Here is a 23282-nt window from a genome sequence, read left to right on the forward strand (position 1 = left end):
GAAGTCTCTCCTGTTATTTATTATCTTGCGCTAAATTATGCTAAACGCGTTCGTTACACTGAACGTTAATAACAATTGGCGTGCCCGACTTCTCCACCACAACATCGACAATGGTTGAGCGGTAGCCTTCGCGGCGGCCTTCTAATTGGTATTTACCCGGCTTTAACTGGATGGTTTTTTCTCTGACCTCACCCACAACACCAACACCCAGTACTTTTATATAAGTGCGATTGTCGGAGCGAATGGTCACATCTATGGGCTGATTTTCATTTTCAATGAGCTGCTCAACCTGGCTTATTTTTTCACCCAGCTTTGCGCTCAATTGCGTGAGCCCACTGTATTTGGACACCGCATTCACAGCATTTTGACGAATGTTGTTATCGGCCAGACGATCCGGCCTATCAATATAAACATCCAGCGCGCTACTGGCTGCTAATATCTCACCTGCGCTTTGCTTTGCCTGCTGAACAACATGGCTGTCCGGGTAATCAGCCATCCCCTTTCCCGCCAGTATCAGCACGGTTTGCCATTCGTCAGCCCCTGCAAATACCTGAATTCGCTTTTCCAGCGACTCCATACCCTGACTTTTTAACTCAGCGTCAATTTGCGCCTGTAGGGTTGCCAGTTCCGGTCGATTGTTGTCTATAGCCGAAGCTTTGGCTAATGCTTCCTGGGCGCGATCAAAGTCCTTGCGATCAATCGCATTCACCGCCGTTGCCAAAGCACGAGCAAAACGTTGTTGTTTAATTTGCTGTTCCACTTTCGCTAAGGCTGCCTTTGCATCCTGCTGTTGCGGATCAAGCTTTATAATTTGTTGATAAGCAGCACGCTGCTTCTCTATGTTACCTTCTACACCGCCTACTCTGGCCTGTTCATACAAATCAGCGACTTCATGGTAGGTGTCTATGCGCTTCTGCAACGCCATCGCGTCGCTAGAGTCGCCTTTTACCCTTAAAGCCTGAGCATTCAGCTGAGCGGCATCATCAATGTCGTCGGCAGCAAAGGCTTTTGCTGCGTCTGCATAAGGTTGTTTATAAGCCTTTTCAAACGCGCTTTGGTAGTTTGTAATATCCGTATTGAGTTGCTCGATAGTGGTTTGCGCCTGGCTGTAGTCACTGGCGCCGTAGTCATCAAAAGCTTGTTCTATATCAGCCTGAAAACCCGCGACTTTGACAGGCTTCCACTTCGACAAATACGGGCTAGAAACAAGTTCGGAAACACGCTGGTTAGTCTCGTTCAAAGCCGTTTGCAGCGCCTTTCTGTCTACTGCATGGTTAGCTAAACTAGCCTGCGACTCACCTTTCTCCACGGCTACCGGCGTGTCGCCGCCAGAAACCGGGAAATAGGCGAGTAGGGTAACGACAACGCCAATCAGCAAACAGGCAAAAACGGAGGTAATTACGCCAGTTACAATAACTCTCTTCTTTTTAGCCCGGCTTTGCGCTATTTGCTCATCTACAGATGACATTGTTACCCTTCCCTGAGTGAATTAAAGCTGAGTTAATGGTGTTGATTCAAGGTCATAAATTTCTTTCAGCTTTTCGCGTAACTGAGCGTACTGCTCGCCGGCGGTACCAGTTAACTCAATGTTTTGCTCATTCAGCTCAACAACTTGTGGGGTTACTTTAATGTCCAGGTTTTGACCCATTTCATCAAGCAACGCACGCTGTGTGCCTAACTCGCGGTTAGTCTTTATTGCTTCACTTAAGCTGTATACCGCACCTAAACCTGCTGCCGCACTTGCTACCTGGCCAGCTGTAGAGCCGGAGTTCTTGCCCAGCAAAATTGCCGCTGTTGCTAAAATACCGGCGCCAACCTGAGCACGCGTTCGCTCTTCTTTTTTCCGGCGTATATCAATAGCAACCGGAAGAGTTTCCTGCTGATACGTGCGATATGCATCGTGTGTGCTTGCGTAGAACGTGTCGTAACTGTCCTGTAGCGAGTCAATAAACTGCTCGTCTTTCGCCTTAATAACGTTAACCCGCTGGTACATAGGGTCAGACTCAGCCGGAGCGCCGGTCAAAGTTATAGTAGAACGGTTCGAGAAAAAGTTACTGGACTCACCCAAATAGCCTCCAAAAGCCTCAGGGCTGTACATAGTGGCGTAGCGCATATCTGAAACCGCCTGAATAGTTTTCTTTTCCTCATCGGACTTTTTCATTAGCAAGTCATAAACATAACCCGCAATGCTTTTAAAAATAGGTCCGTACGGGTTCTCACCCTTTCTTAATGCATCGCGGTAGAAACCCTCCCCCACGCGAAACTCAAACTCTTCCTCGCCCCAAATTTGGTTACTGGCATCCATAACGCGAACGCCAATTTCAACCGTTTCAGTGTCTGAATAATTGATTTTTCCCAGCACATAAACATCCGCGCTTACATTGGCATCGGGCGTAACATTAACAGCGCCAAAAGCTTTAGTGTCAGAAAGCGCTTCGCGAGTATTAACGGCAAAACGATTGGCTTCTAAACGACGTACCTGTGGCCAAATATCTTCCTCAACCAACTCTTCATCGTCGATATTTCCGTACTCATCTTTTGGCAAACCTGGGTCAAAAACCGGAATAGCGACATTAAGATAAACATTGGAATTATAACTGTAGCTGCGCTCTTCTTTTCCTAGCGCCTTAGAACTACCCGGGCCACTCATACTTGGGCCTACACTGGTGACATTGGTTTGGGTTGACTGGCATCCGGCTAATGTAAATAGTGCGGAGAGTGTCATAACGACTGAAAATCGTTTTATTTTTTTTAGTTGAGCTAGTGTATTCATTGTTCTGTCTTCCATTAATTATTGACATCCATATTCGGCCATCAGGCCTTTGAAATGCTCTTTTTCGGCTTCTGTTGTGGCAGAAGCCATACCTTCTTTCACCGCGTCGCATACCGCCGAGCTGCCACTACCGCTGTTGCCACGCTTATGATCTTTTGTATCCACTGAGGAGCTTTCCGATACAACTGAGCTCGACTGCTGTTGTGTTTCACTGCCCGTTGCACCACCTGCGCTCGATCCCGTTGAACCCGATGTGCCTCCCGCCCCGGAGCTGCCAGCTGCGGCTTCAGCAAGGTTGTCGGCGGCCGATGCAGTTGCCGCTTCCATACACTCGGCAGACTCATCCAAAGACGCAAAAAGCGCAGCTTCTTCAAGAGCAATGCGCTCTTGCAGTGTGAGAGTGCTGGGGTCTACGTCATCAAACTCAATATACGAACAATCGGAATAGCTGGCTTCCTGAGCTTGAGACACACTGCTTGTTAGAGCCAAAACGGAGAGCAAAAACACTGAAGCGTATGTAAAGCTAATAAGTGATGAACTGATTTTATCCACGATGGGCCTATAACCTTGCCTGACGGGTAACCCGAAAAGAATATAAGGTTAAGATATTATATAAAGAAGTGTAAATAAACTGTAAATACGAAATTTCTATATTGCAAAGCGCGAAGCCTTGAGGCTTCGCGCTCGTACTGTCGTTAATCGGTGGTTCCGGCCTGCCTCTGAATAAACTGTCGGGTATCTTCCAGTAACGCCTTTCTCGCCGGTTCATGCACATACATCATGTGGCCGCCGTGGTAGTAGTGGTAGATAATATCGTCAGATGCAATACCGTGGCGATTCAGTGTGTACTCAGCATCAAAAAACGGGGTAATCAGATCATAGTAACCAGAGCCCACCATGACTTTTAATGCGGGGTTACTGCGCAAAACAGCGGCTAAATCCGGAGCCGTATTCACGTAATGAGGTTCCCATGTTTGGCCTTCAGGCTTAGGGCTCCAACGCCATTTGCCGGAAAGCTCCGGGTCAGCCGGATTCAAATATTTGCGGTTCCAATCAATTCCTAATTCACTGCGCATGTAGTGCATCAGCGATGCCTTATAGGCCGGTGAAATAGCACGAGCAGCATCTTCACGCGGGCTTGCGGCAACATCGTCGCGTTCGTCCTTGGTGTAACGGCTATCGAGCAGGCCTACGGCTATACCTTCGTCGCGCCGCAGCTCTTTAGCAAAACGAAACGCATTAATGCGCAAGTCAACGCGCTCAATATACTCTTTGCTCAAGCCGGTAAAGCGTTGCAGTTCGCTGACTAACTCTGCTCTTTTCTCTTCGCTTAGCAAATTCCCTTCAAACAACGCAGGTAGTAGTTCTTGTGATGCGAACTCACGGCTTTGCTGAATAAAAGCCTCAAAGTCACCCGAGTTATCTACTTTGCCGTGATACCACGCCGTGGCAGCCATGGTCGGAATATAAGTAATGTAGGAAATGATATTGTCATCGACATAAGGTGTAGAGCCCTGATAATCCAGCGCCTGAGACACAAACACAATACCGTTAACATTAATCACGTAGTCATCGAGCAGTACCTTAGCAACGGCAGCCGCCCTGGTAGTGCCAAAGCTCTCACCCAACAAGAACACCGGCGAGTTCCAGCGATTGTTCTCAGTTAGCCACTGGGCAATAAAAGCAGCCATGGAGTCTGCGTCTTCCGTCAGCCCCCAAAAGTCTTCTTTTTTGCCCTTACCAATAGCGCGTGAAAAGCCCGTGCCAACCGGGTCCACAAACACCATGTCGGTAACGTCAAGAATGGTTTCAGGTGCATCTTTAATGGTATAAGGCGCAGCGCCTGGATGCTCTGCGTCACTTGGCACGACGATACGTTTAGGGCCATAACCGCCCATATGCAACCAGTTTGAAGACGAACCCGGACCGCCGTTCCAGACAAACGTCACCGGACGATTTTCTTCATCCTCGGCAACATAATCAAAAGAGAAAATGCTAGCCGTCGGCTCGCCCTCAGCGTTTTGCAGGTAGGTCTCGCCGGCAGTCACCCGATAATCAATGCGTTCTCCGTTAAAAGAGCCGGTATGCTCGGAAACAAACTCGGTTGGATAAGGAACAGGTTTTTCTTCACTTTCTGATTCAGTGGTTTGTGCCAGCGCGCTGGTGGGTAATGACACCAACAGAAGAAAAGATAAAAGAGTTAGATAGTTGGTCAACAATTTCACAGTTTTACTTCCTAATCAGGGTAATTTCATCAGATTACCACAAATTACTGTTCTGCTAACCCATCAAAACGCTCTGATACATACCGACTATGACAAGCAATACAGCTACCCGTCATTTCGTTATAAAGTTCATATTGTTTTTGAGTATCTCTGTCTTTCGCCGCCTCAGCCAGCCCTGCTGCGAGTCGGTGAAAGTCTTTATCCAGCTTTACGAAGCCTTCTGGAACCGCCGACATTAACTCTTTTTTGTCCTGTTCAGTCAAAGCCTGCTTCATTATAAAGCTGTCGTGTATTTGCTGTGCATTGGTTGCTACCTGCTTATGCTCTCCCGTAACCATGGAAATATGAATTGAGGCCATTGCCGATTGAATTGAACGCATTTCTTGTTGTAATAACTGACTTAGCCTGTCTGTAAGTTTAGGGGTGACAGGATCAGCCGCTAAAGTATTTAAAGACAAACCAACGGCGACTAACGTTAAACCTACATAGCCTACTTTCTGACGAAGTTTCATGATGCCTCCTTAATAAAACTACCGTAGCTTTGTGTTCTTTATTTGCTAGGTTTACGCGCTAACATGGTTGCAAATTGCAGTTGCGCGCCATTGTGCATAGTACCGACACCTTCGTTGTACTTAACTAACTCCCATCCCTCATAGGCATCACGTAACTGCCCAGCTTTAAACATAAAAGGGAAAGGAACCGGGCATGGGTGCTCATTAGTATCCATAGCACAAACAATTAAGTTATAACCACCTGGTAGGGTATGCGACTGCATATCCTTAATAACCGCATCAACACGCGAAGGATGAAGGAACATTAAAGTTACCGTGCAGGCAATCAACCCATAGTCGTCGCTTAACGCTGCATCATTAATGTCATAGACTCGCGCTTCAATGTTGTTGATACCCTCTTTACTGATAATTTGCCGCACCATATTGATAGCATCAGGGTTATTGTCTAACGCGGTCACATTAAAACCAAGCTGGCTCAAATACAAAGCGTTACGGCCATTAGAACAGCCCATATCCAGAGCGTTACACGGCGCTATAATCTCGCCTGCCTCTATCACTTCGCTGTGCGCAGGGTTTAGTCCATAACGTCTATTTATATCAGCTGACATTGTACTCACCTAGTTTTCAATAATGAGCTGGCATGGTACTACTTTTAGTTCGTTATTGAATAACCGTCGCTGATGAGTTAGGCGATATAGATCAAGATCTGCTGATGAATCGTCGATAGATGACTATTTTGATTAAAGCGAGTAGTAAAAACTAATTTAATCTATCTCGTGATTTTGCTTACTTTCTACGGACAAGGAAGACTTATGGAAACTCTAGTTATTATCAAAGATATTATATTCCGTACGTTGTTAGTTGCTGTCGGCCTTGGTGTTTGGGCCTATTTAGCACATAGCAGAAAGAAAATGGGGAGGAGTTTCATTTTCCGTCATCTAATGGGATTTTTTTATGGCTATTTAGCCTTTGCGGCATTTGCGTTTACTTTGCAATTTATTGGTATTATCAACTGACTGCGGCTCAAATCTAAGTCTTTGAGCGCGTCCTGGGCTGCCCTTACGGGAGATAAAAAAGGGCTAAAATAAGATACTAGCGGATGCGGACATCACCGATTCTCGCTTTCATGACCTACACCACCATTTCGCAATTCAAAGTTCTTTTCAATATGTTTACACGAAGAAACAAATATGTTTCTGTGAATGCTAACTTGTTAATTAAATGTTTTTATTGGAGGAGTTTTGAAGTTACCAAATACAATTAAAACGCTTTTTATTTGTGCGTCCTTAACTGTATCTGGATATAGTTTTGCTCAAAATGACAACCAGCGGCCAAATCCGAAAGGCCCAAATATTGATGTACAAACAGTTCAGAAGTTTAACGCCATAAAAAATTATGCGGAGAACCGAGGCGCCGAAGTTACGCTGGATTCGATTGAATTAACTAACAAAAACGTCTCAGACGGTTACACAACTATGATGCCCAAAGATGGTGGATCATGCACAGTGACCGTTACTGTCAACATCGCCGGGCAAGAAGCACAAGTATCAGCGACAGCTGCGACATGCTCTGGAGCTATGAATATGGTCAAAGAAGGTATTGCTTCATTAACTGAATAACGGTTATTGCGGCTAGCTAACCGACGTATTACCTGTTAGCCGCTTGTACATCGGTTCGCTCAAAAACTAAACCTCCGTTTTACTTACTTTACTCCTAGTTTTTGTTATTAGCCGTTCCAATAATTTAACTACACCATTTGACTCTTGTTTAAGCCGTCCTCTCTGAATGACTCTCCGGCGCTTTCCGAAACAAGACTCGACTCATTAAAAAACATCGGCTAAGCGTCAGAACCTTGCCCTGCAACTCCACGTAACTAGCTAGTATCTTTGAAGTCTTTATATAAATGGTGGCCCCTCCCAGATTTGAACTGGGGACCAACCGATTATGAGAGAATTTTAGCGCTATATCCCAGTGAACAACGAAGAACAAATAAAAACAAAATACCCTTTAATTTCATTAAGTTAAATGCACATCCATTGTTTACTCTTGTTCACTACGATCCCATGTAGCACAATCATTTTGCTACATATTTGCTACATGGAAAATTTCAATGGCTATACGAGCTAAGATCACGAACGCCTCAATCAAAAAACTGACACCTGCTGATCAGCGTCTTAACGATACAGAGATCAGTGGCTTTCACGCTCGTATAACAAACAAAGGAAGTGTCTCTTACTACCTCTACTATCGCAAGGATGGAAAGCAGGTAAATTATCGCCTTGGTACTCACGGAAAAATCACACCTGCTGAAGCCAGAGAACTGGCTCGTATAAAAGCGGGTGAAGTGACCAAGGGCACAGACATTCAGGAAGAGAAGAAAAAGCAGAAAGTTGAAGCTGAACGCGAACGCGCTAATCAACTCGAAAAATACCTAAACGAACACTACGAGCCTTGGCTTAATGCAAAGAATGCCAAAACAGCGAAGCGCATCATAAAAACCATAAAATCTGGCTTCCCTGACTTTCTGAAACTCCCCCTGTCTGAAATCAAAGCTCATAAAGTAGAACAGTGGCGAAACAAAAAGATTAAATCCAACGTGACCAAGGCAACAGTTAACCACTACGTAAACTCGTTAAAAGGAGCCATGAGCCGCGCTGTAGAATGGAACCTGATTAGCTCCCACGACCTTAATAAAGTTAAAACGCTAAAAACTGATAACACGCGATTGCGTTACCTGACCAAAGATGAAGAAGCTACTCTGTTAAAAAAGCTTCGTGAACGTGATGAACAGATTAAAGTCGCCCGAGACAGCGCAAATGAACACAGAAGAATTCGCGGCTATGAAGAAACCGAAAGTTTACGAGACCAAATGTTTGCAGACCACTTAGAGCCGATAGTTTTACTTGCTATGAATACCGGAATGCGGCGCGGTGAAATCTTTCAACTGAAATGGTCCGATATAGACTTTCTAAGTAAAACGCTCGCGGTAAAAGCCTACAACGCTAAATCGGGTAAGTCTCGTATCTTACCACTGAATAAAACCGCTATGACCGTTCTACAAGAATGGCAGAAAGTAAGTCAAAGTCAGTTCGTTTTTCATGGCAAAGAAAAAGAGCCTTTAACCGACATTAAAAAAGGCTTCTTGAAAGTGCTTGATGAAGCCAACATTGAAGATTTCAGGTTCCACGACCTACGCCACCACTTTGCTAGTAAGCTTGTAATGGTGGGAGTTGATTTGAATACAGTCCGTGAGCTCTTGGGCCATGCTGATATTAAAATGACTTTGCGATATGCTCATTTGGCGCCCGAGCATAAAGCGAGGGCTGTAAACTTAATTTAATAATTAGAAGTCGGGCGCATTACAAAGCGCGCGGACTCAGTATAAAGCTTTAAAGATAAGGACTCATATGCATACACAAAAAATCACTGCTGTTTCTTGGGCTACCGCGTCTTGCCTTTTCCTTTGGCTTTTTAGCTTTGCTCAGGGAAAAGAGTTTTCCGCGACTCCCGAGCCATCAGAGTTAATCGAATCATTTATATTTTTTTCATTTATGCTGTTAGGTGGCGGTATCTGTTACCATTTTTTTACCGAAATACTTTCAGCTCCATATACTCCTGACAATGAGCATCTTTGGAAGAGCCTAATGATACGTATGGCTCTGCTCATGTTCGCAGCTCTCAGCGTGCCAGCGGTCATCCTAATTCTTCGCGACAACCTCGCGGACTTATATTTAGCTAAGCTTTTATCACTTGTCTATTTAATTCTCGTTTTTGGGGCCTCGGCATGGAAAGCGTCGAGTATCGAAGAGATATTCAAGCAAATTCGCTCTTACAAGCGAATCAAAGCAACTTAGTAAGCTGTGCAGTTAATTTTAAGGGGTAATCATGGATATATCAGCAACACTAGCCGCGATCTCAACTACTAAAGAATTTGCGTCGTTGATAATTGGGCGCAAAGTTGATTCTGCTGTCACCGAAAAGGCAATTGAGTTGCAAGGCTCAATTATTACTCTTCAAACGGGAATCCTCGAAATGCAGGCACAGATTCAGAGTCTAACGCAAGAAAAGTTAGATCTAGAAGAATCGTTAAAAGAAGCGATGACTTGGAAATCTGAAGACGAGAAACATGAACTGGTAACGTTAGCAAAAGGGGTTCATGTTATTCGAGCCAAAGAGAACCAAAGTAATAGTCAATCAGAAGTTTGGTATTGCCAGAGTTGTTGGGAAAAGAAGATTAAGTCCACTTTTCAATACGTCACTCAAGATTATGGTGGCACTCACTACTCATGCAGTACTTGTAAAACGAAAATATATGATCACTCAGATACTGCAAGTTTCGGGCTTTGAGTCTGAGTGCATTCAAAATCGCGAATGTGTATTCTCGACACTCCGCGAATTGTTCGCCATATAGGCGGATGTTAAAAGCCTTTCAGGCTAAGAGGTGGAGACTGTGATAAGTTTAATTTTTGGAGCTGGAGCAAGTTTTGGATCAGGAGGGTGTTATCCGAGTCCCCCTCCATTAGGCAACGATTTGTTCAATGAATTGGAAGGGTTGCATGGCGCATTTTCCAAGCTCGATAACTCTTCAAAATCAGCTTTCAAAGTTGATGGGTTTGAAGCCGGTATGGCCACAATCGCAGATAATAGTAGAGTCATTAATCCATTACAAAAAGAGTTAGCTAGTTACTTATCGAGATTTACCATCAAGCCTGATAACGCTTACGTACGCTTGTTTAACAAACTAGGTAATTGCTTGAAACAGCTCAATATTGCAACCTTAAATTATGATCTTCTAATCGAGCAATCTATCGCCCGTCACGGTCACGATATCGATTATAACGCTAATGATGAAGGGATAAATTTACTTAAGCTACACGGCTCCTCCAACTTTTTGCCTCAAATTCCGAACGGTTGCGTTTTTTCAGGAAATACGATGATAGGAGGTGGGACGTATTTCGAAGGCCTAGAAACGAATGCAGTATCAACAGTTCAAGAAGTAGAATCGTGGTGTCACGACCCCCAAAACTCCGATTTGAGTCCCGTTTTGGCAATGTATGCAAAAGGAAAACGTGTAGTAGTAAATAGAAACCTTATTCAAAACACGCAAAAAAAATATTCAGAGCTTATAGCTAAATCTCGATTGGTTGTTTTGGTGGGGATAAAATATATACCTCATGACGATCATATCTGGGGGCCAATCTGTCATGCCCGTCCAGAAATGTTGATAGTAGATCCATATCCACAAGGTACTATTGATTGGGTGCTAGCCAATAATTTCGACAATGTGACTGTCGTAGAGAAGAGCTTTGATAGCGCAGTTTGGGACATAACGAAAGCAGTGCATAGACATGTGTACTGCACTTAACACGGAGTTCAATAATCTCTTTCAAATTATATTAACTGCCAATGTAATAAACAGTTAATTATTAATAAAGATAGGGAAATAACTCCATACACCACTAAGGGTTAAAATGCGCTTACAAAGGATTGAAAGTAAAGACGTTACCAATATCGCTAGCTTAGCGGATCTTCTCACGTTGATTGAGCAAGGAAAAATAGTCCTTTTCGCCAAAATCAAAACGGCCTCAACTATCGCAAGAAGGCTTGCTTTCGGAGATAAGTTCGTAGGCATGGCAACGGCATCAGTCAATACTATAACTCCTATCTCGGGCAGAGTAGCCGAAAATGTTATTCGGGAAGGTGAATCAACGATTCAACGGATAAGAGTTAGAGCTTCTGAGTTAACTGAGTGGAACCCTGAATTCCCGTACAACAACATAGACGATATTGACGGTATAGATGACTGGGAAGGCACCGACTTCGATACGGCAAAACAGAAATCAGTTGAGCTACTATTAGAGCCTACTGTGGGCCCAGACCTTAAGTCATTAGCTTACATGCTCACTCAGTTAGTGGCTAAGAAAATGAATAACGGAAACGAAGGTGGGCTAGATAGCCCGAAAAGGTTGTCGAGTAAAGGGTACACAATTACTAGGTTCGATTTATTTGTTGAAGTCGATAAACTTCAAGAAGCCCTAAGTGAAACATCATTGACAGTCAGCGAGCAGTTAGCGGGTTGGCAATCTCTTAGCGAACAGGAAATTATTCATTTTATTCAAGAAGCGGAGACACAGACTGATAAGCTCAATATCATTTTATTTCGCTTGTTAGCGGCTCATCCAAACGCCCCAATGAAAGTTTTATGGGCCGAGTTGAAAGAAGATCATGAGAGTGAAGCACGCTCTTACGACCTTGAGCATCACATTGATGACTTTGACGAAGATGCTCTATTTTGGTTGAGCGGGAAACGCACTAAGCGCAATTCATATAGAAGAGTTGAAAACCGTATTTCTCAGCTGAGAATAGCTGTTGAAAAGTTTTTTTCACAAAAAGTCTCATAGTTTCACAGAAAGTCTCACTCCTTTACATCACCACGCTAACCTCACTGTGCATTCATAAACAATGAGGTGACAACCATGAACGTTGAGAAACGTGCATTTTCAGAAATAGAAGCATCCGAATACATCGGAATGAGCCGCTCATACTTGCGTCAGTCACGCATGGATGGGCAAATTGGTAAACGCAAACCTGCCCCGCCATTCATTAAAATTGGGCGGACTATCCGCTATCTCAAAGAAGACCTAGACGCTTGGCTTAACAGCTTTTGTCGCGCTTCCAATTTAACGGAACTGGAGGTTCGCCATGACTAAGTTATCCGATGACCAAAAAGCACTGCTGAACTATTTACGGAACGGGAAACCGCTCCATATCTGCATTGACTTAGTTTCTCATATGGGCTCAGTCATAGTGTTAGATGACTTACCAAGCTGTGACCAAGAAGCATTAGTTTCTCTCAAGGGAAAAGGGCTAATTGAAACCGAGGCTCGAAAGATACACGGAATCAATTTTTTACTCGTGTCAGCTACCGAGGGAGTTTCACCATGCTAAATGACGCTCAGAAGAAACATTACTCATTGCTGTACCCTGAATTGGCACCCGACATTGAAAAGTTTGATATTGGTAGTGTCGAATATTTTGCTTATTACTTATACAAGCTTCCTCAAGAATTTAGTTCGAGATTGCGTAAAGCCTATTTCAAACGCCCTACCATTCGTGAACGTAATATATTTATACGAGATTTAAGCGACAGAATATTCTCAGATGTACCGACTTTCGTAAAGAACCTGAACGCTGATCAATCCGATATACGTTTATGGGCAAATCAACAGTCTGAAAACTGTTTACGAATGATGAGAAATACCCCTTATACCTATACGGGAAAATCAGACAAGAAAATCCCTTATACGGAAAAGCAGCAGAATAACGAAAAGCTGTATACGAGAATGGCCTCTTATACGAGAAGCCTTAACCTCGAGCCACCAAAACCTAATTCAACGGTTACCGTGGAAGGCTGTATAAGACGAATGACTGACGCAAAGTGGTGGACACGCCGTATAAAAACGAAGTTGAAACAAGCCCGAGAAAATACGGCTATCAACTTGAATATAGTGTCGAAAAACCGCGACATTTATTGCAGCAGTTTAACAGCAAAAGCACGACAAACTGAAAAAGCCATGGAGCAAGAGTTTTTAAAGAACAGTTTTCGTGAAAACGAAAACGGAGAGAGAGTATCACTGTTCGATCTTTCGCAAACAACCGTTGCTAACCCTGTAAACAGACGAAATGAAATGATGACTCGCATTCGCGGCTTTGAGAATCATGCTGATAAGCTGAATCACGAGGCTTTATTTCTAACACTCACTTGCCCCTCGAAATATCACAACAACTACGCGAGATCGGGCAAAGCTAACCCTAAATGGATGGGATCAACGCCCAAACAAGCTCAAAGCTACTTAACAAACGTATGGGCCCGCATTCGCGCCAAACTTAAGCGTGACGGCTATACGATATACGGAATGAGAGTTGTTGAGCCTCAGCACGATGGAACCCCACATTGGCACTTACTGGTCTTTTTGCCACCTAGCCAGGTCGAAGCTTTTTCCCGTATATTCCGACATTACGCCTTGCTTGAAGACGGAGACGAATCAGGAGCACAAGAAAACCGCTGTGATATTACGCGCATCGACAAATCTAGGGGCAGTGCGTCGGGTTATATTGCCAAGTACGTTGCTAAAAACATAGACGGCGTACACCTTGAAACAGGTACTCATGGCGAACCAGTTAACATTACCGTAATGCACGTAGAAGCATGGGCCTCGTGTTGGTCAATTCGTCAATTTCAACAGCAAGGCGGTCCGCCTGTTTCCCCGTACAGGGAATTACGCCGAGTTCGGCACGAGCAACCTGAAGACTCGCCTTTTGAGGTTCCAAGACAAGCCGCAGACAAAGGCGATTGGTGCGGCTACATTGAGGCCATGGGCGGGTTATTCGTAAAGCGAAAAGACCTGAAGCTAAAACTCGATTATGAAATTGAGATAGACGAAGAAACGGGCGAGATTAAATCGACCAAGTACGACTGCAACATCAGTAGAAAGTTAACTGGCTTAAAAGCGGGCAATGAACGCTTAACTACCCGCTTTCACACATGGCGGCCTGTGTCTTTAGGAGCCGATTAATCGGCTCCACTTGGAGTACTGGGAATAACTGTACGTTACTCCAATGCATTTTTTATACTTTATCGAGCACTGATTTTTTCGCAAGCTCCATACACAATAATTTTGATTGGGATTTGTCATTTTGTGGCCAACCAACAATATCAGCGTGCCACTTCCAGTCTGATTCTTCAGGAACGACATCTAAATAACTTTTGTCTTCCGTAGCTATCGCGCAAATATCATCGACTTTTATTTTTGCTAAACCTTTAATTTTATGCCCCGCCTTTAACTCGAAGCCGGAATGATTTTCTGAGACTTCTTCTTCCGTCATCTTTTCACATCTAAATACAGAAGTTGACATTCCATAGTTAGGATCTGGGCGAGGAAAAAAAGCTTGATGTTTCACTCCAGAAGCCTTCATATTACCTGATGACGTAATATATCTAGTTACGATCTCTGTCTCTTCTATAGGTTCTGGTTCAGTCTTTACTGATTGCGTTCTTGATAAGACATTCCAAATAGCTTTTATCCATTTCACCAAGGTCCGTCACTCCATACACTTTATTTTTGTCACTGAAATGCCCAGCATAATTCAAAGTTCCGTTTTCATTTACACTTATTGAAAATATTTCTCCAGACTCTGAACTCCAATCAAAGGCTATATCACCATCCGGTTCAGCAGTCAGTTCGCAAGCAGCCGCTTCTTCAGAATTTAAAGCAATAATGAGCTCCAAAGATTTAGCAACTGTGCTTTCAGACACAGGGCGAGCGTCAAATCCGTCCCAGTTAGATTTACGACAGTGAACAAATAGGGTGAACAGTTCATCTACCAACTGATCGTTAAAGTCAGTATTTTCCGAGACTCTAGTAACTGACGAACAGATTAATTCATTAGTCCAGTCCTCTAGATTGTTGCAAACATCTTGCGCCTGCTTGCTAACTCCAGATATCGTCCATGGAAAATTGAAGTTTGAAATTCCACTTGTACTTCTTAAACCGTCTAATGTTGCGGCAAACATCTAAACATCTCCTTTGATTTCTCGGTTATGCTACCTAAGAAAGCTTTGTTTTTTATGCGCCTATACTCGTCAAATAACGACCAAATATTACTATTATCTAGCTTTACTTCAGATTCAACTGAATGAATGTTGAAATCAAGTATAACTGAAATATATTCACCATTTGTTTTTTTAAATGCCTGTAAAACTACAGCTATCGCATTCACTTCGTCGTAAGGAATATCCACTCTACTGAAAAAGTTACATACATCCACTGGCATCCCTTCCGGGGTTTGTGGCTCATTAACCAAATACTCCGACAACTCTACTCTGCCTTTATCAAGAGGAATTTCTAGCTCGTTTATATACCTCAGGTTTATTTGTTTTATTTCCAATTGAGATAATTTTGATGCGTACAACTCCCAGATCTCTTTACCTACTTCCTTGAACTCCCGCCAATTCTCATACGGAGCAAGTTTACTAACTACCAGTTCATTACGTTTAAACTGAACAACTAGATTAAGTTTTTCGCTCGTAACTTTTATACCTAAGCGATCAACCTCCTCTTTCAACGAACTATTCCCTGATTTACCTACCGTAAAGTTTATACTATGGCCTGACAAAGCACTAATTTCACCAAAAGAGTATTTTTCAGGTAACTCTTTAACCACTTCCTCAATCAAATCCAACGAACAGGCTTTCGACTCAAAACGTATGACTATGACTGCTTCTTTTATAGGAGGCTTTTCGAAAACTTCATCGTCATTGTTTAACGCCTCTAACTCATTCTTATCGGTCATGTCTTTGAAACACCTCGTTGGAAAAACACTTATATGGCTTTTAGATAACAAGTTTACACTAATAGTTCAACAACAGTTTATATATTACTAAACCATGAATTTGCTACATATCTGCTACATAGGAAGATTTTTAGGTTAAATGTTAGCGTTAACTTCGGCTGAAAGCCTTTAAAAATGGTGGCCCCTCCCAGATTTGAACTGGGGACCAACCGATTATGAGTCGGGTGCTCTAACCACTGAGCTAAGGGGCCATTTTTGATTGGAAGCTGTAAAGCGGCGCAGATTATACGAAGTTTTTACGCTTTTGTCATGGGTATCAGCACGTTAAATCGCGAAGTTTTATCGACTTTTTCGTAGCTGATGTCGCCATTCTGGTTCCGCAGTGTATCACGCACTACCTTAAGCCCTATACCGTATTGGGTCGGCGCAAGCTCATCGGCATGAAACAGCAAATGTTTGTTTTTATTCTCTATACCGGCACTTTCATCGCTAATAGCAATTTTCACAAAGTTTTCTTCGGCCGTTGCCTGCAGCATAATTTCTGAGTTAGCAGGCACAAAGGTTATGATATGCCGTATCAGGTAATCCAGTGCAAAACGCAGTAATAAGGGCTCTGCTTCAAATTTAAGGCCTTTTTCAGCTATTGCGGTAAACGTTATGTCTTTAACATTTCCGGTGCTTTCATGGTAGTCGGACAGCTCCTGGAGAAAGTCTTCGGCATCAATGGACGTTGGCTTGCTATGCCCGGCACCTTCGGTAACTCTCTCAAAAGAACTGAACAACTCTGTCAGCTGCAGCACCCTTTCTTTAATGTCGTCGGCGTTTGCTTTGGGTAGCTTGCGCTTTATTTCTTCAAGTTCAGTCATTGCAAGCGCTGTCATAGAACGAGCAATACGACCAATCAACGTTTTTTGATTAGCCATAATAACTTTGTTCATTTGTTGGCTTAATTCGCGCTCTTTCGACTGAATTTGCTGTCGAGCCTGATACAACAGCATTAACAATGGCTGAATTTCCGGAATTTCGGTGGTGACCGAAACCGCCTGAGAGCTGTCTTCGGCCTGTGCAACAATGCGATCGCGCTCTGAATGCCAGTTACGGTTAAAGACAGACTCGCGCACAATTAAAACGCCGCCAATAATGGCGAGCACCACAAACAGGGCGCTGACAATAAGAGTAAAGTTAGGAGGTACAAACTGGACACGCTTTTTCAGCCAAATACCCAGGTTGTAGTGATTCTTTTCAGGGCAGGCCGCCACGACAGTTGCAACCTGCTCATTAGACTGAACAGACACAATGTCTCTTTGCTGCTCTAAAGAACGTTGCACAGCAGAACGAACAATTGGAACATCGTCGTTACTGACGCCAACGTCTGTGGTGTCTCCACCGTCGGTCGGTAAAGAGAAGCCTATAAACCCCTGAGCTGTATGCCAAAAACCGCCTTTAACGCCATCGACATTGGTTAGTGCTTCATCCAGTGCCTGATGCATTAAATCGGGGTTAGTTACTTGCTGCTGCGGCGACTCCGATTCAGGGTAAAGACTGTCGACAGCAAGCTGGGCATTTTTACAGGCTTTGCCCATTAGCGTTTGATTGCGCTGCAATGTCTCGCCCGCGGAAAACCAGAACGCAACAAGTAAACCGCCAACGGCTACTGCAATCATTGCAATAGCCAGCCAGCGGTTATGTTTTGTGTGGGAAGAGAGAGACTGCACTTACCTCACTCTCTTTTACTAAGGTAGTTTGTAGAAATTTCGGGCATTCTGATAAAACACCTTATCAACCGCTTCATCGTCGTCCAGTGCATTCACAATAGTGGTAATGTCAGAGGGTTCAAATGAGCGAGTACTGCGCGTACCCGGTAAATCGGTACCAAACATTAAAGCATCCGGGTTGGTCTTATTCAGTGTTTTAATGGCGTCTTCTACGTTAACTTCGGTACGACCAAAGCCACTGGCTTTAATTTTTACGCCACCTTCAGCTAAACGACGCACCTGAGACAACCCTGATTTTGCCATACCTAAGTGGTCTACACTCAGTTTAGGCAACTTAAGTAAGGTAGGTACCATGTCGTCGAGCTCACGGCTATCGACGTAAATTTCTAAATGCCAACCGGCTAAGTCCCAAATACGCTTACCAAACTCGACAATACCTTCAATGTCACGATGAACGCCGCGTTTTAAGTTAACGCGTACGCCGCGAATACCATGCTCATTCAGTTGTTGAATTTTTTCATCGCTAACTGAACCTGGTAACTGTGTAACACCAACAAAATTGCCTCCCAGGTTTTCCAGCGCCGCTTTTAAATAGCGTTGCTCAAAGCCCTGGAAAGAGCCAGACACAATGACACCGCCTTCTATCGGCATGCCACGGACTAAGTTCCGATAATCATCGATATAAAAAGGCTCAGGGATATGACCTTGGTTTTCAATTAGCGGAAACTCGTCATCATAAATGTGCAAATGAGAGTCAATAATACGTTTCGGCCAATTGTCACGGTTGTTACCCATGCTGCCTCCTGTGTCAGAGAATATCTTACTCATCCAAGAACGATTTAAGCTGCTCAGAGCGACTTGGATGGCGAAGCTTTCTTAATGCTTTGGCTTCAATTTGACGAATTCGTTCACGAGTTACATCAAACTGCTTACCAACTTCTTCTAAAGTATGGTCTGTATTCATATCAATACCAAAGCGCATACGCAATACTTTTGCTTCACGAGCTGTTAAGCCGCCAAGCACGTCACGAACCGAGTTACGCAGGCTTTCTGACGTTGCTGAATCAATAGGAAGGTCCAGCGTATTGTCTTCGATAAAGTCACCCAGGTGCGAATCTTCGTCGTCACCAATTGGGGTTTCCATCGAAATTGGCTCTTTCGCAATTTTTAATACCTTACGGATTTTGTCTTCCGGCATCATCATGCGCTCGGCCAGCTCTTCCGGCAGAGGCTCACGCCCCATTTCCTGCAACATTTGGCGTGAAATGCGGTTAAGCTTATTAATGGTCTCTATCATGTGGACCGGAATACGAATAGTACGAGCCTGGTCCGCAATGGAGCGAGTAATAGCCTGACGGATCCACCAGGTAGCATAAGTTGAGAACTTATAACCACGGCGATATTCGAATTTATCCACGGCTTTCATCAGGCCAATGTTACCTTCCTGAATTAAGTCCAGGAACTGCAACCCACGGTTGGTGTATTTTTTTGCAATAGAGATAACCAGACGTAGGTTCGCTTCAACCATCTCTTTCTTCGCACGGCGTGCTTTCGCTTCGCCAATGGACATACGACGGTTAATTTCTTTGACTTTACCAATGGTTAAGCCTGTTTCCTTTTCTACATCAACCAGTTTGTTAACGCAGCGTTCTATTTCACCGCGAACTTCTTTCAATGTATCGGCGTAGGCTGCACCGGAATCTATCTCTTTATCAACCCAGGCCAGGTTATTCTCATGGCTGGCAAAGGCTTTCATGAAGCTGCGTTTCGGCATCTGCCCCTGTTCAACGCTTATCTTCATAATAATGCGTTCCTGCACACGCACGCGCTGCATCATGGCACGCATGTCTTTAACCAAGCGGTCAAACTGTTTAGGAACTAAGCGGAACTGTTTGAATAAGTCGCTGAGCTTGTCAATTTCAACGCGGGCATCGGCACCATCACGACCATGCTTTGCAATAGCCTGACGAGTTGCTTCGTATTGTTCGCGAAGTGCATTGAACTTGCTGCGAGCAAATTCCGGATCAATACCGGTATCGGTTTCTTCTTCGTCATCGTCGTCATCATCGTCTTCATCTTCCAGCTCTTCGGTTGGAAGTTCAGAGCCAACGTGAGTAGCAGCCACAGGAGCTTCGTCTACTTCGTCAGGGTCAATGAATCCGGAAATAATGTCGGTTAAGCGCAGCTCTTCGGCTTCGTAGGAGTCCCATTGCTCAAGCAGGAAGTTAATGGCTTCAGGATACTCAGCAACAGAACACTGAACCTGGTTAATGCCTTCTTCAATGCGCTTGGCAATGTCAATTTCGCCTTCGCGGGTCAGTAGCTCAACCGTCCCCATTTCACGCATGTACATACGCACAGGGTCGGTCGTACGACCAATTTCACCGTCTACAGAAGCTAACGCCTGAGCGGCCTCTTCGGCGGCGTCTTCATCAGCAGCGCTTTCTGCCATCATCAGATCATCGGCATCGGGCGCGCTTTCAAAAACGCGGATCCCCATGTCGTTGATCATGCGAATAATGTCTTCAACCTGATCGGAATCAACAATTTCTTGCGGTAAATGGTCGTTGACTTCAGCAAATGTCAAAAACCCTTGCTCTTTGCCTTTCGCAATAAGGACCTTAAGTTGCGATTGCCGATTCTGCTGCATACAGACGTTCCACCTGTGACTGTGAATGTAGAGTATCCAAAATGACCAAACAGTATAACAGAATACTGACTTTTAAGCTAGCGTAAGACGCACCGGGATGTACTATCTTGCCTTACTTAAGTACTGAATGAGCGTCTGATATTCTTGACGTTCACCCCGGGTTAAAGCCCCTTTCTGCTCTTTCTTTAAAAGTGCGTTTGCACGCTGTTCCACATATTGGTCAATAAGATAAATAAATATATCGTTAAATTCTTGCTCAACGTTGTCTTCGTCGAGCTGATGCTGCCATAAAGCCAGCTTCTGTAAAGGCTGGTAATACTCGGTATCGCGCCACCCTTCTAAAACCTGCGCTGTCGTCATAGCTCGTTCTGCGCATTGTTTATGCAACGCTATGAGTAAATCGATACCATTGACTTGCAACTCCCGCAGTTCCTCTCTAACCGGAATTGACTGCGCTAGCTGAGGGTATTGAACCAGCAAAGCTATCGCCTTACGTAACGGAGTCATTTTAACGCTGTCTTTTGGCCGGGACTGACGCTGAGGCTTATCAAAATGACGTTCCAGTTGTGAGGTTTCACGACGAAGTTTCTCTGCCAACCGTTGCATTAGGGTATCGCGGTAGTAGTCACTCGCGACTTTCTCTATTAATGGTTTTGCAATACTCAGCAATTGTGAGCGTCCGGCGTCAGAAGTAACATCAATATCCGCCTGCAAATGCTCAAAGAAATACTCAGTGAAAGGTGTCGCTCGTTTTAATTGCTGTTCAAAAGCTTCTGCGCCATGTTCCCGAACGACAGAGTCCGGGTCTTCACCTTCCGGTAAAAACAAGAACGCCATATCCAGTCCGTCACGCAATAAGGGTAGTGCATTCTCTAATGCACGCCAGGCTGCGTCCCGACCTGCCCGGTCGCCGTCATAACAGCAAACCACTCTTGGACTCGTACGGAATAAACGCTGTAATTGTTCACTTGTCGTTGCCGTCCCAAGTGATGCCACCGCATAATCAATACCGGCCTGCGACAGGGCAACAACGTCCATGTAACCCTCGACAATGCAGACCTGTTCAGGCTTACGCACCGTCTGTTGCATATGCCAGTATCCGTAGAGTTCACTGCCTTTATGAAATAAGCGCGTTTCCGGCGAGTTCAGGTATTTAGGTCCGTCGCCATCAATAATCCGCCCGCCAAAACCAACAACCCGACCGCGTCTGTCATGAATAGGAAACATGACCCGGTCACGGAAAAAGTCGTAATGCCGCCCTTTTTCATTACGATTAATGAGCTTTAACTCTAATAACTGTTGCCTTTGCGGCGCCGAACTACCAAACGTACTCAGCAAGCTGTCCCAGGCGTCCGGCGCATAGCCAATTTGAAAACGCTTTACCGTTTCACCGCTTAAACCGCGACCTTTTAGGTAATTAATAACCCGTTCAGAGTTTTCATGGTGTTTCAGCTGATGCTGAAAAAAGCGGGCTGTTTTGCTCATCAGCTCGGCATCGTCCCGCACTTGCTGTTGTTTCTTTTGAGCCAGCTCCGGGTTTTCCGCCTGTTCGCGCGGCACTTCAACCCCCATGATTCCCGCCAGCTCTTCCACTGCATCAGGAAAGTTTAAGCCGTCGAACTCCATCAGGAAATCAATGGCGTTGCCATGCTGGCCACAACCAAAGCAATGGTAAAACTGCTTGTCCTGGCTAACCGTAAATGAGGGGGTCTTCTCGTTATGAAAAGGGCAACAGGCCTGATGATTTTTGCCGGCTTTTTTCAGCGGCACGCGGCTATCTACTATCTCGACAATGTCCGCTCGTTCAAGCAAATCATGAATAAAGCTTTTGGGGATCAAGCCTGCCATATTGTCTCAATATTAAAATTTTAAAAGCGTGAATTTGGAAAACAATAAAGTAGCAGAAACACGAAAGCCGCGACAATACAGTCACGGCTTTCAGCACTTTACGAAAAAGTGAACACTCAAATTGTCGTAAGTAATGTCTTAGTAAAGACGAGTACGACGAGCGTTTTCACGAGACAGTTTTTTCGCGTGACGCTTTACCGCAGCAGCTTTCTTGCGCTTACGCTCTGAAGTCGGCTTTTCGTAGTGCTCGCGACGACGGACTTCAGACAGAACACCTGCTTTTTCACAAGAGCGCTTAAAGCGACGCAAAGCTACGTCAAACGGCTCGTTTTCTTTCACTTTAACGACTGGCATTAAAAAATCACCTCGGATAAATTATCTGTTTCGGTTAAAAATTAACCACTACGGGTTCAATTGGTGCTGAATTGTACCGACTCAGAATCGCCTTGTAAAGTGTTATCCGACGCATCCCAACCAGAGTCATTATCGCTAAGCAGCTCGCGGACTGGCGTGGAATCGAGTAAGAGTGTACTGACTAAATCCTGTAAATTATTTGGTTTTTCTTTATACGCCAGCCCTAATTGCCAAAGTTGCGGGCCGACAGATTTAACGCTTCTCACCAAAAGCTCCGAAAAAACGACTGCCTGCGGGGTAGTTTTAACTTTCACTTCAGCCTTCAGCTGGTTCATTTCAGCTGCATTAACAGGGGACGTTCCGCGGTAGTTAAAAGCTATTCCCTTATCTGAAATATCAACCACCTTACCAGGCAGAGGATCGCCAAATTTATTATTCAGATTGAATTGCAGTGTCGCGTCGCAGTTTACCGCTATTCGTGGGGACGAACGTAACACTTGTACGTCAGCCTGTCTTGGATAGCTGACAAACAACAGCTTTTGTGGGTATTGTGTCATGTGAAGCACATCGACAACGCCTGTTATCTGTTCGCCATTTGGAGAGACGGTCTTTAATCCGATGGTTTTATCAGCAACCAAAAGCGGTAAAGTATCCTGCCAACAGTACTGCCGGGACAGTTCCAGAATAAGGTAGTCTGGATGCTGCTGCCCCACTAGCGTCATATTCAAGCGCGTATAGCTGTCATTGTTCTTAATCTGGACTTCAACAAATTGCCTGAATCCACTGTTTGCTAAAACATCACTGTCTTCCTGCATCAGTGCTAACCCCTGCTTTATTATTTTTTTGTGAAGC

The 23282-nt window shown here is 44.5% G+C and carries 24 protein-coding genes and 1 tRNA gene; 9 read left to right on the top strand and 16 right to left on the bottom strand.

What is annotated here, in order from left to right:
* Nucleotides 1-40: 40 nt before the first annotated feature.
* The 6 genes from ACP7FG_RS08285 to tehB all read right to left on the bottom strand — a co-directional run bounded on the left by ACP7FG_RS08285 (nt 41) and on the right by tehB (nt 6118).
* Entirely contained in the window at nt 41-1468 is a 1428-nt protein-coding gene (locus tag ACP7FG_RS08285) for a tetratricopeptide repeat protein (RefSeq protein WP_439226100.1), read from the bottom strand.
* A gap of 21 nt (nt 1469-1489) precedes the next feature.
* Nucleotides 1490-2773 carry a hypothetical protein gene (locus tag ACP7FG_RS08290; RefSeq protein WP_054489534.1) on the bottom strand — a complete coding sequence of 428 codons (1284 nt, stop codon included), beginning with the start codon at nt 2771-2773 and terminating at the stop codon, nt 1490-1492.
* Between the two features lie 18 nt (nt 2774-2791).
* The gene (locus ACP7FG_RS08295; RefSeq protein WP_439226101.1) at nt 2792-3244 is read right to left on the bottom strand and encodes a hypothetical protein; all 453 of its coding nucleotides are present in this window, start codon (nt 3242-3244) and stop codon (nt 2792-2794) included.
* A gap of 224 nt (nt 3245-3468) precedes the next feature.
* Nucleotides 3469-4998, bottom strand: coding sequence for a S10 family peptidase (locus tag ACP7FG_RS08300; RefSeq protein WP_439226102.1), 1530 nt, complete (start codon nt 4996-4998; stop codon nt 3469-3471).
* Between the two features lie 44 nt (nt 4999-5042).
* Entirely contained in the window at nt 5043-5510 is a 468-nt protein-coding gene (locus tag ACP7FG_RS08305; protein WP_439226103.1) for a cytochrome c, read from the bottom strand.
* A 38-nt stretch (nt 5511-5548) separates the two neighbouring features.
* Nucleotides 5549-6118: a tellurite resistance methyltransferase TehB gene (gene tehB / locus ACP7FG_RS08310; RefSeq protein ID WP_439226104.1), complete on the bottom strand. Its 570-nt coding sequence runs from the start codon at nt 6116-6118 to the stop codon at nt 5549-5551.
* Between the two features lie 204 nt (nt 6119-6322).
* Here tehB and ACP7FG_RS08315 point away from each other — a divergent pair, with 204 nt between their 5' ends.
* The 9 genes from ACP7FG_RS08315 to ACP7FG_RS08355 all read left to right on the top strand — a co-directional run bounded on the left by ACP7FG_RS08315 (nt 6323) and on the right by ACP7FG_RS08355 (nt 14086).
* The gene (locus tag ACP7FG_RS08315; protein ID WP_439226105.1) at nt 6323-6526 is read left to right on the top strand and encodes a hypothetical protein; all 204 of its coding nucleotides are present in this window, start codon (nt 6323-6325) and stop codon (nt 6524-6526) included.
* 225 nt (nt 6527-6751) lie between these two features.
* A complete protein-coding gene (locus tag ACP7FG_RS08320; RefSeq protein ID WP_439226106.1) occupies nt 6752-7129 on the top strand; it encodes a hypothetical protein in 378 nt (125 codons plus the stop codon).
* Nucleotides 7130-7620: 491 nt separating this feature from the next.
* Entirely contained in the window at nt 7621-8850 is a 1230-nt protein-coding gene (locus tag ACP7FG_RS08325; RefSeq protein WP_439226107.1) for a tyrosine-type recombinase/integrase, read from the top strand.
* 67 nt (nt 8851-8917) lie between these two features.
* Nucleotides 8918-9364, top strand: a complete 447-nt coding sequence (locus ACP7FG_RS08330) for a hypothetical protein (protein WP_439226108.1) — start codon at nt 8918-8920, stop codon at nt 9362-9364.
* A 31-nt stretch (nt 9365-9395) separates the two neighbouring features.
* On the top strand, nt 9396-9857 hold the full coding sequence (locus tag ACP7FG_RS08335; protein WP_439226109.1) for a hypothetical protein: 462 nt from the start codon (nt 9396-9398) through the stop codon (nt 9855-9857).
* 103 nt (nt 9858-9960) lie between these two features.
* The gene (locus ACP7FG_RS08340; RefSeq protein ID WP_439226110.1) at nt 9961-10875 is read left to right on the top strand and encodes a hypothetical protein; all 915 of its coding nucleotides are present in this window, start codon (nt 9961-9963) and stop codon (nt 10873-10875) included.
* 106 nt (nt 10876-10981) lie between these two features.
* On the top strand, nt 10982-11911 hold the full coding sequence (locus ACP7FG_RS08345) for a hypothetical protein (RefSeq protein WP_439226111.1): 930 nt from the start codon (nt 10982-10984) through the stop codon (nt 11909-11911).
* Between the two features lie 75 nt (nt 11912-11986).
* Nucleotides 11987-12220, top strand: a complete 234-nt coding sequence (locus ACP7FG_RS08350; RefSeq protein WP_114981674.1) for a helix-turn-helix domain-containing protein — start codon at nt 11987-11989, stop codon at nt 12218-12220.
* Between the two features lie 231 nt (nt 12221-12451).
* Nucleotides 12452-14086 (top strand): replication endonuclease, encoded by a 1635-nt coding sequence (locus ACP7FG_RS08355; protein ID WP_439226112.1) that lies wholly within the window; start codon nt 12452-12454, stop codon nt 14084-14086.
* Between the two features lie 52 nt (nt 14087-14138).
* Here ACP7FG_RS08355 and ACP7FG_RS08360 read toward each other — a convergent pair whose 3' ends face one another.
* The 10 genes from ACP7FG_RS08360 to ACP7FG_RS08405 form a co-directional block, all read right to left on the bottom strand.
* Nucleotides 14139-14606: a hypothetical protein gene (locus ACP7FG_RS08360; protein WP_439226113.1), complete on the bottom strand. Its 468-nt coding sequence runs from the start codon at nt 14604-14606 to the stop codon at nt 14139-14141.
* On the bottom strand, nt 14545-15084 hold the full coding sequence (locus tag ACP7FG_RS08365; RefSeq protein WP_439226114.1) for a hypothetical protein: 540 nt from the start codon (nt 15082-15084) through the stop codon (nt 14545-14547). The genes ACP7FG_RS08360 and ACP7FG_RS08365 overlap by 62 nt, the downstream gene beginning before the upstream one ends.
* Nucleotides 15066-15863, bottom strand: a complete 798-nt coding sequence (locus ACP7FG_RS08370; RefSeq protein WP_439226115.1) for a TIGR04255 family protein — start codon at nt 15861-15863, stop codon at nt 15066-15068. The genes ACP7FG_RS08365 and ACP7FG_RS08370 overlap by 19 nt, the downstream gene beginning before the upstream one ends.
* Before the next feature lie 175 nt (nt 15864-16038).
* Nucleotides 16039-16114: transfer RNA gene (locus ACP7FG_RS08375), tRNA-Ile, on the bottom strand.
* Between the two features lie 45 nt (nt 16115-16159).
* Nucleotides 16160-17578, bottom strand: a complete 1419-nt coding sequence (locus ACP7FG_RS08380) for a sensor histidine kinase (RefSeq protein WP_439226116.1) — start codon at nt 17576-17578, stop codon at nt 16160-16162.
* An 18-nt stretch (nt 17579-17596) separates the two neighbouring features.
* Entirely contained in the window at nt 17597-18373 is a 777-nt protein-coding gene (locus ACP7FG_RS08385; RefSeq protein WP_199494309.1) for an amidohydrolase family protein, read from the bottom strand.
* Between the two features lie 25 nt (nt 18374-18398).
* Entirely contained in the window at nt 18399-20228 is a 1830-nt protein-coding gene (rpoD, locus tag ACP7FG_RS08390) for an RNA polymerase sigma factor RpoD (protein WP_222235804.1), read from the bottom strand.
* Between the two features lie 102 nt (nt 20229-20330).
* Nucleotides 20331-22076, bottom strand: coding sequence for a DNA primase (dnaG, locus tag ACP7FG_RS08395; protein ID WP_439226117.1), 1746 nt, complete (start codon nt 22074-22076; stop codon nt 20331-20333).
* 138 nt (nt 22077-22214) lie between these two features.
* Entirely contained in the window at nt 22215-22430 is a 216-nt protein-coding gene (rpsU, locus tag ACP7FG_RS08400; RefSeq protein ID WP_054489551.1) for a 30S ribosomal protein S21, read from the bottom strand.
* A gap of 56 nt (nt 22431-22486) precedes the next feature.
* Nucleotides 22487-23245, bottom strand: coding sequence for a glycosyltransferase (locus ACP7FG_RS08405; protein ID WP_222235806.1), 759 nt, complete (start codon nt 23243-23245; stop codon nt 22487-22489).
* Between the last annotated feature and the right edge of the window lie 37 nt (nt 23246-23282).

It is taken from the genome of Idiomarina sp. ST10R2A5 (assembly GCF_051842325.1).
GTDB lineage: Bacteria > Pseudomonadota > Gammaproteobacteria > Enterobacterales > Alteromonadaceae > Idiomarina > Idiomarina abyssalis.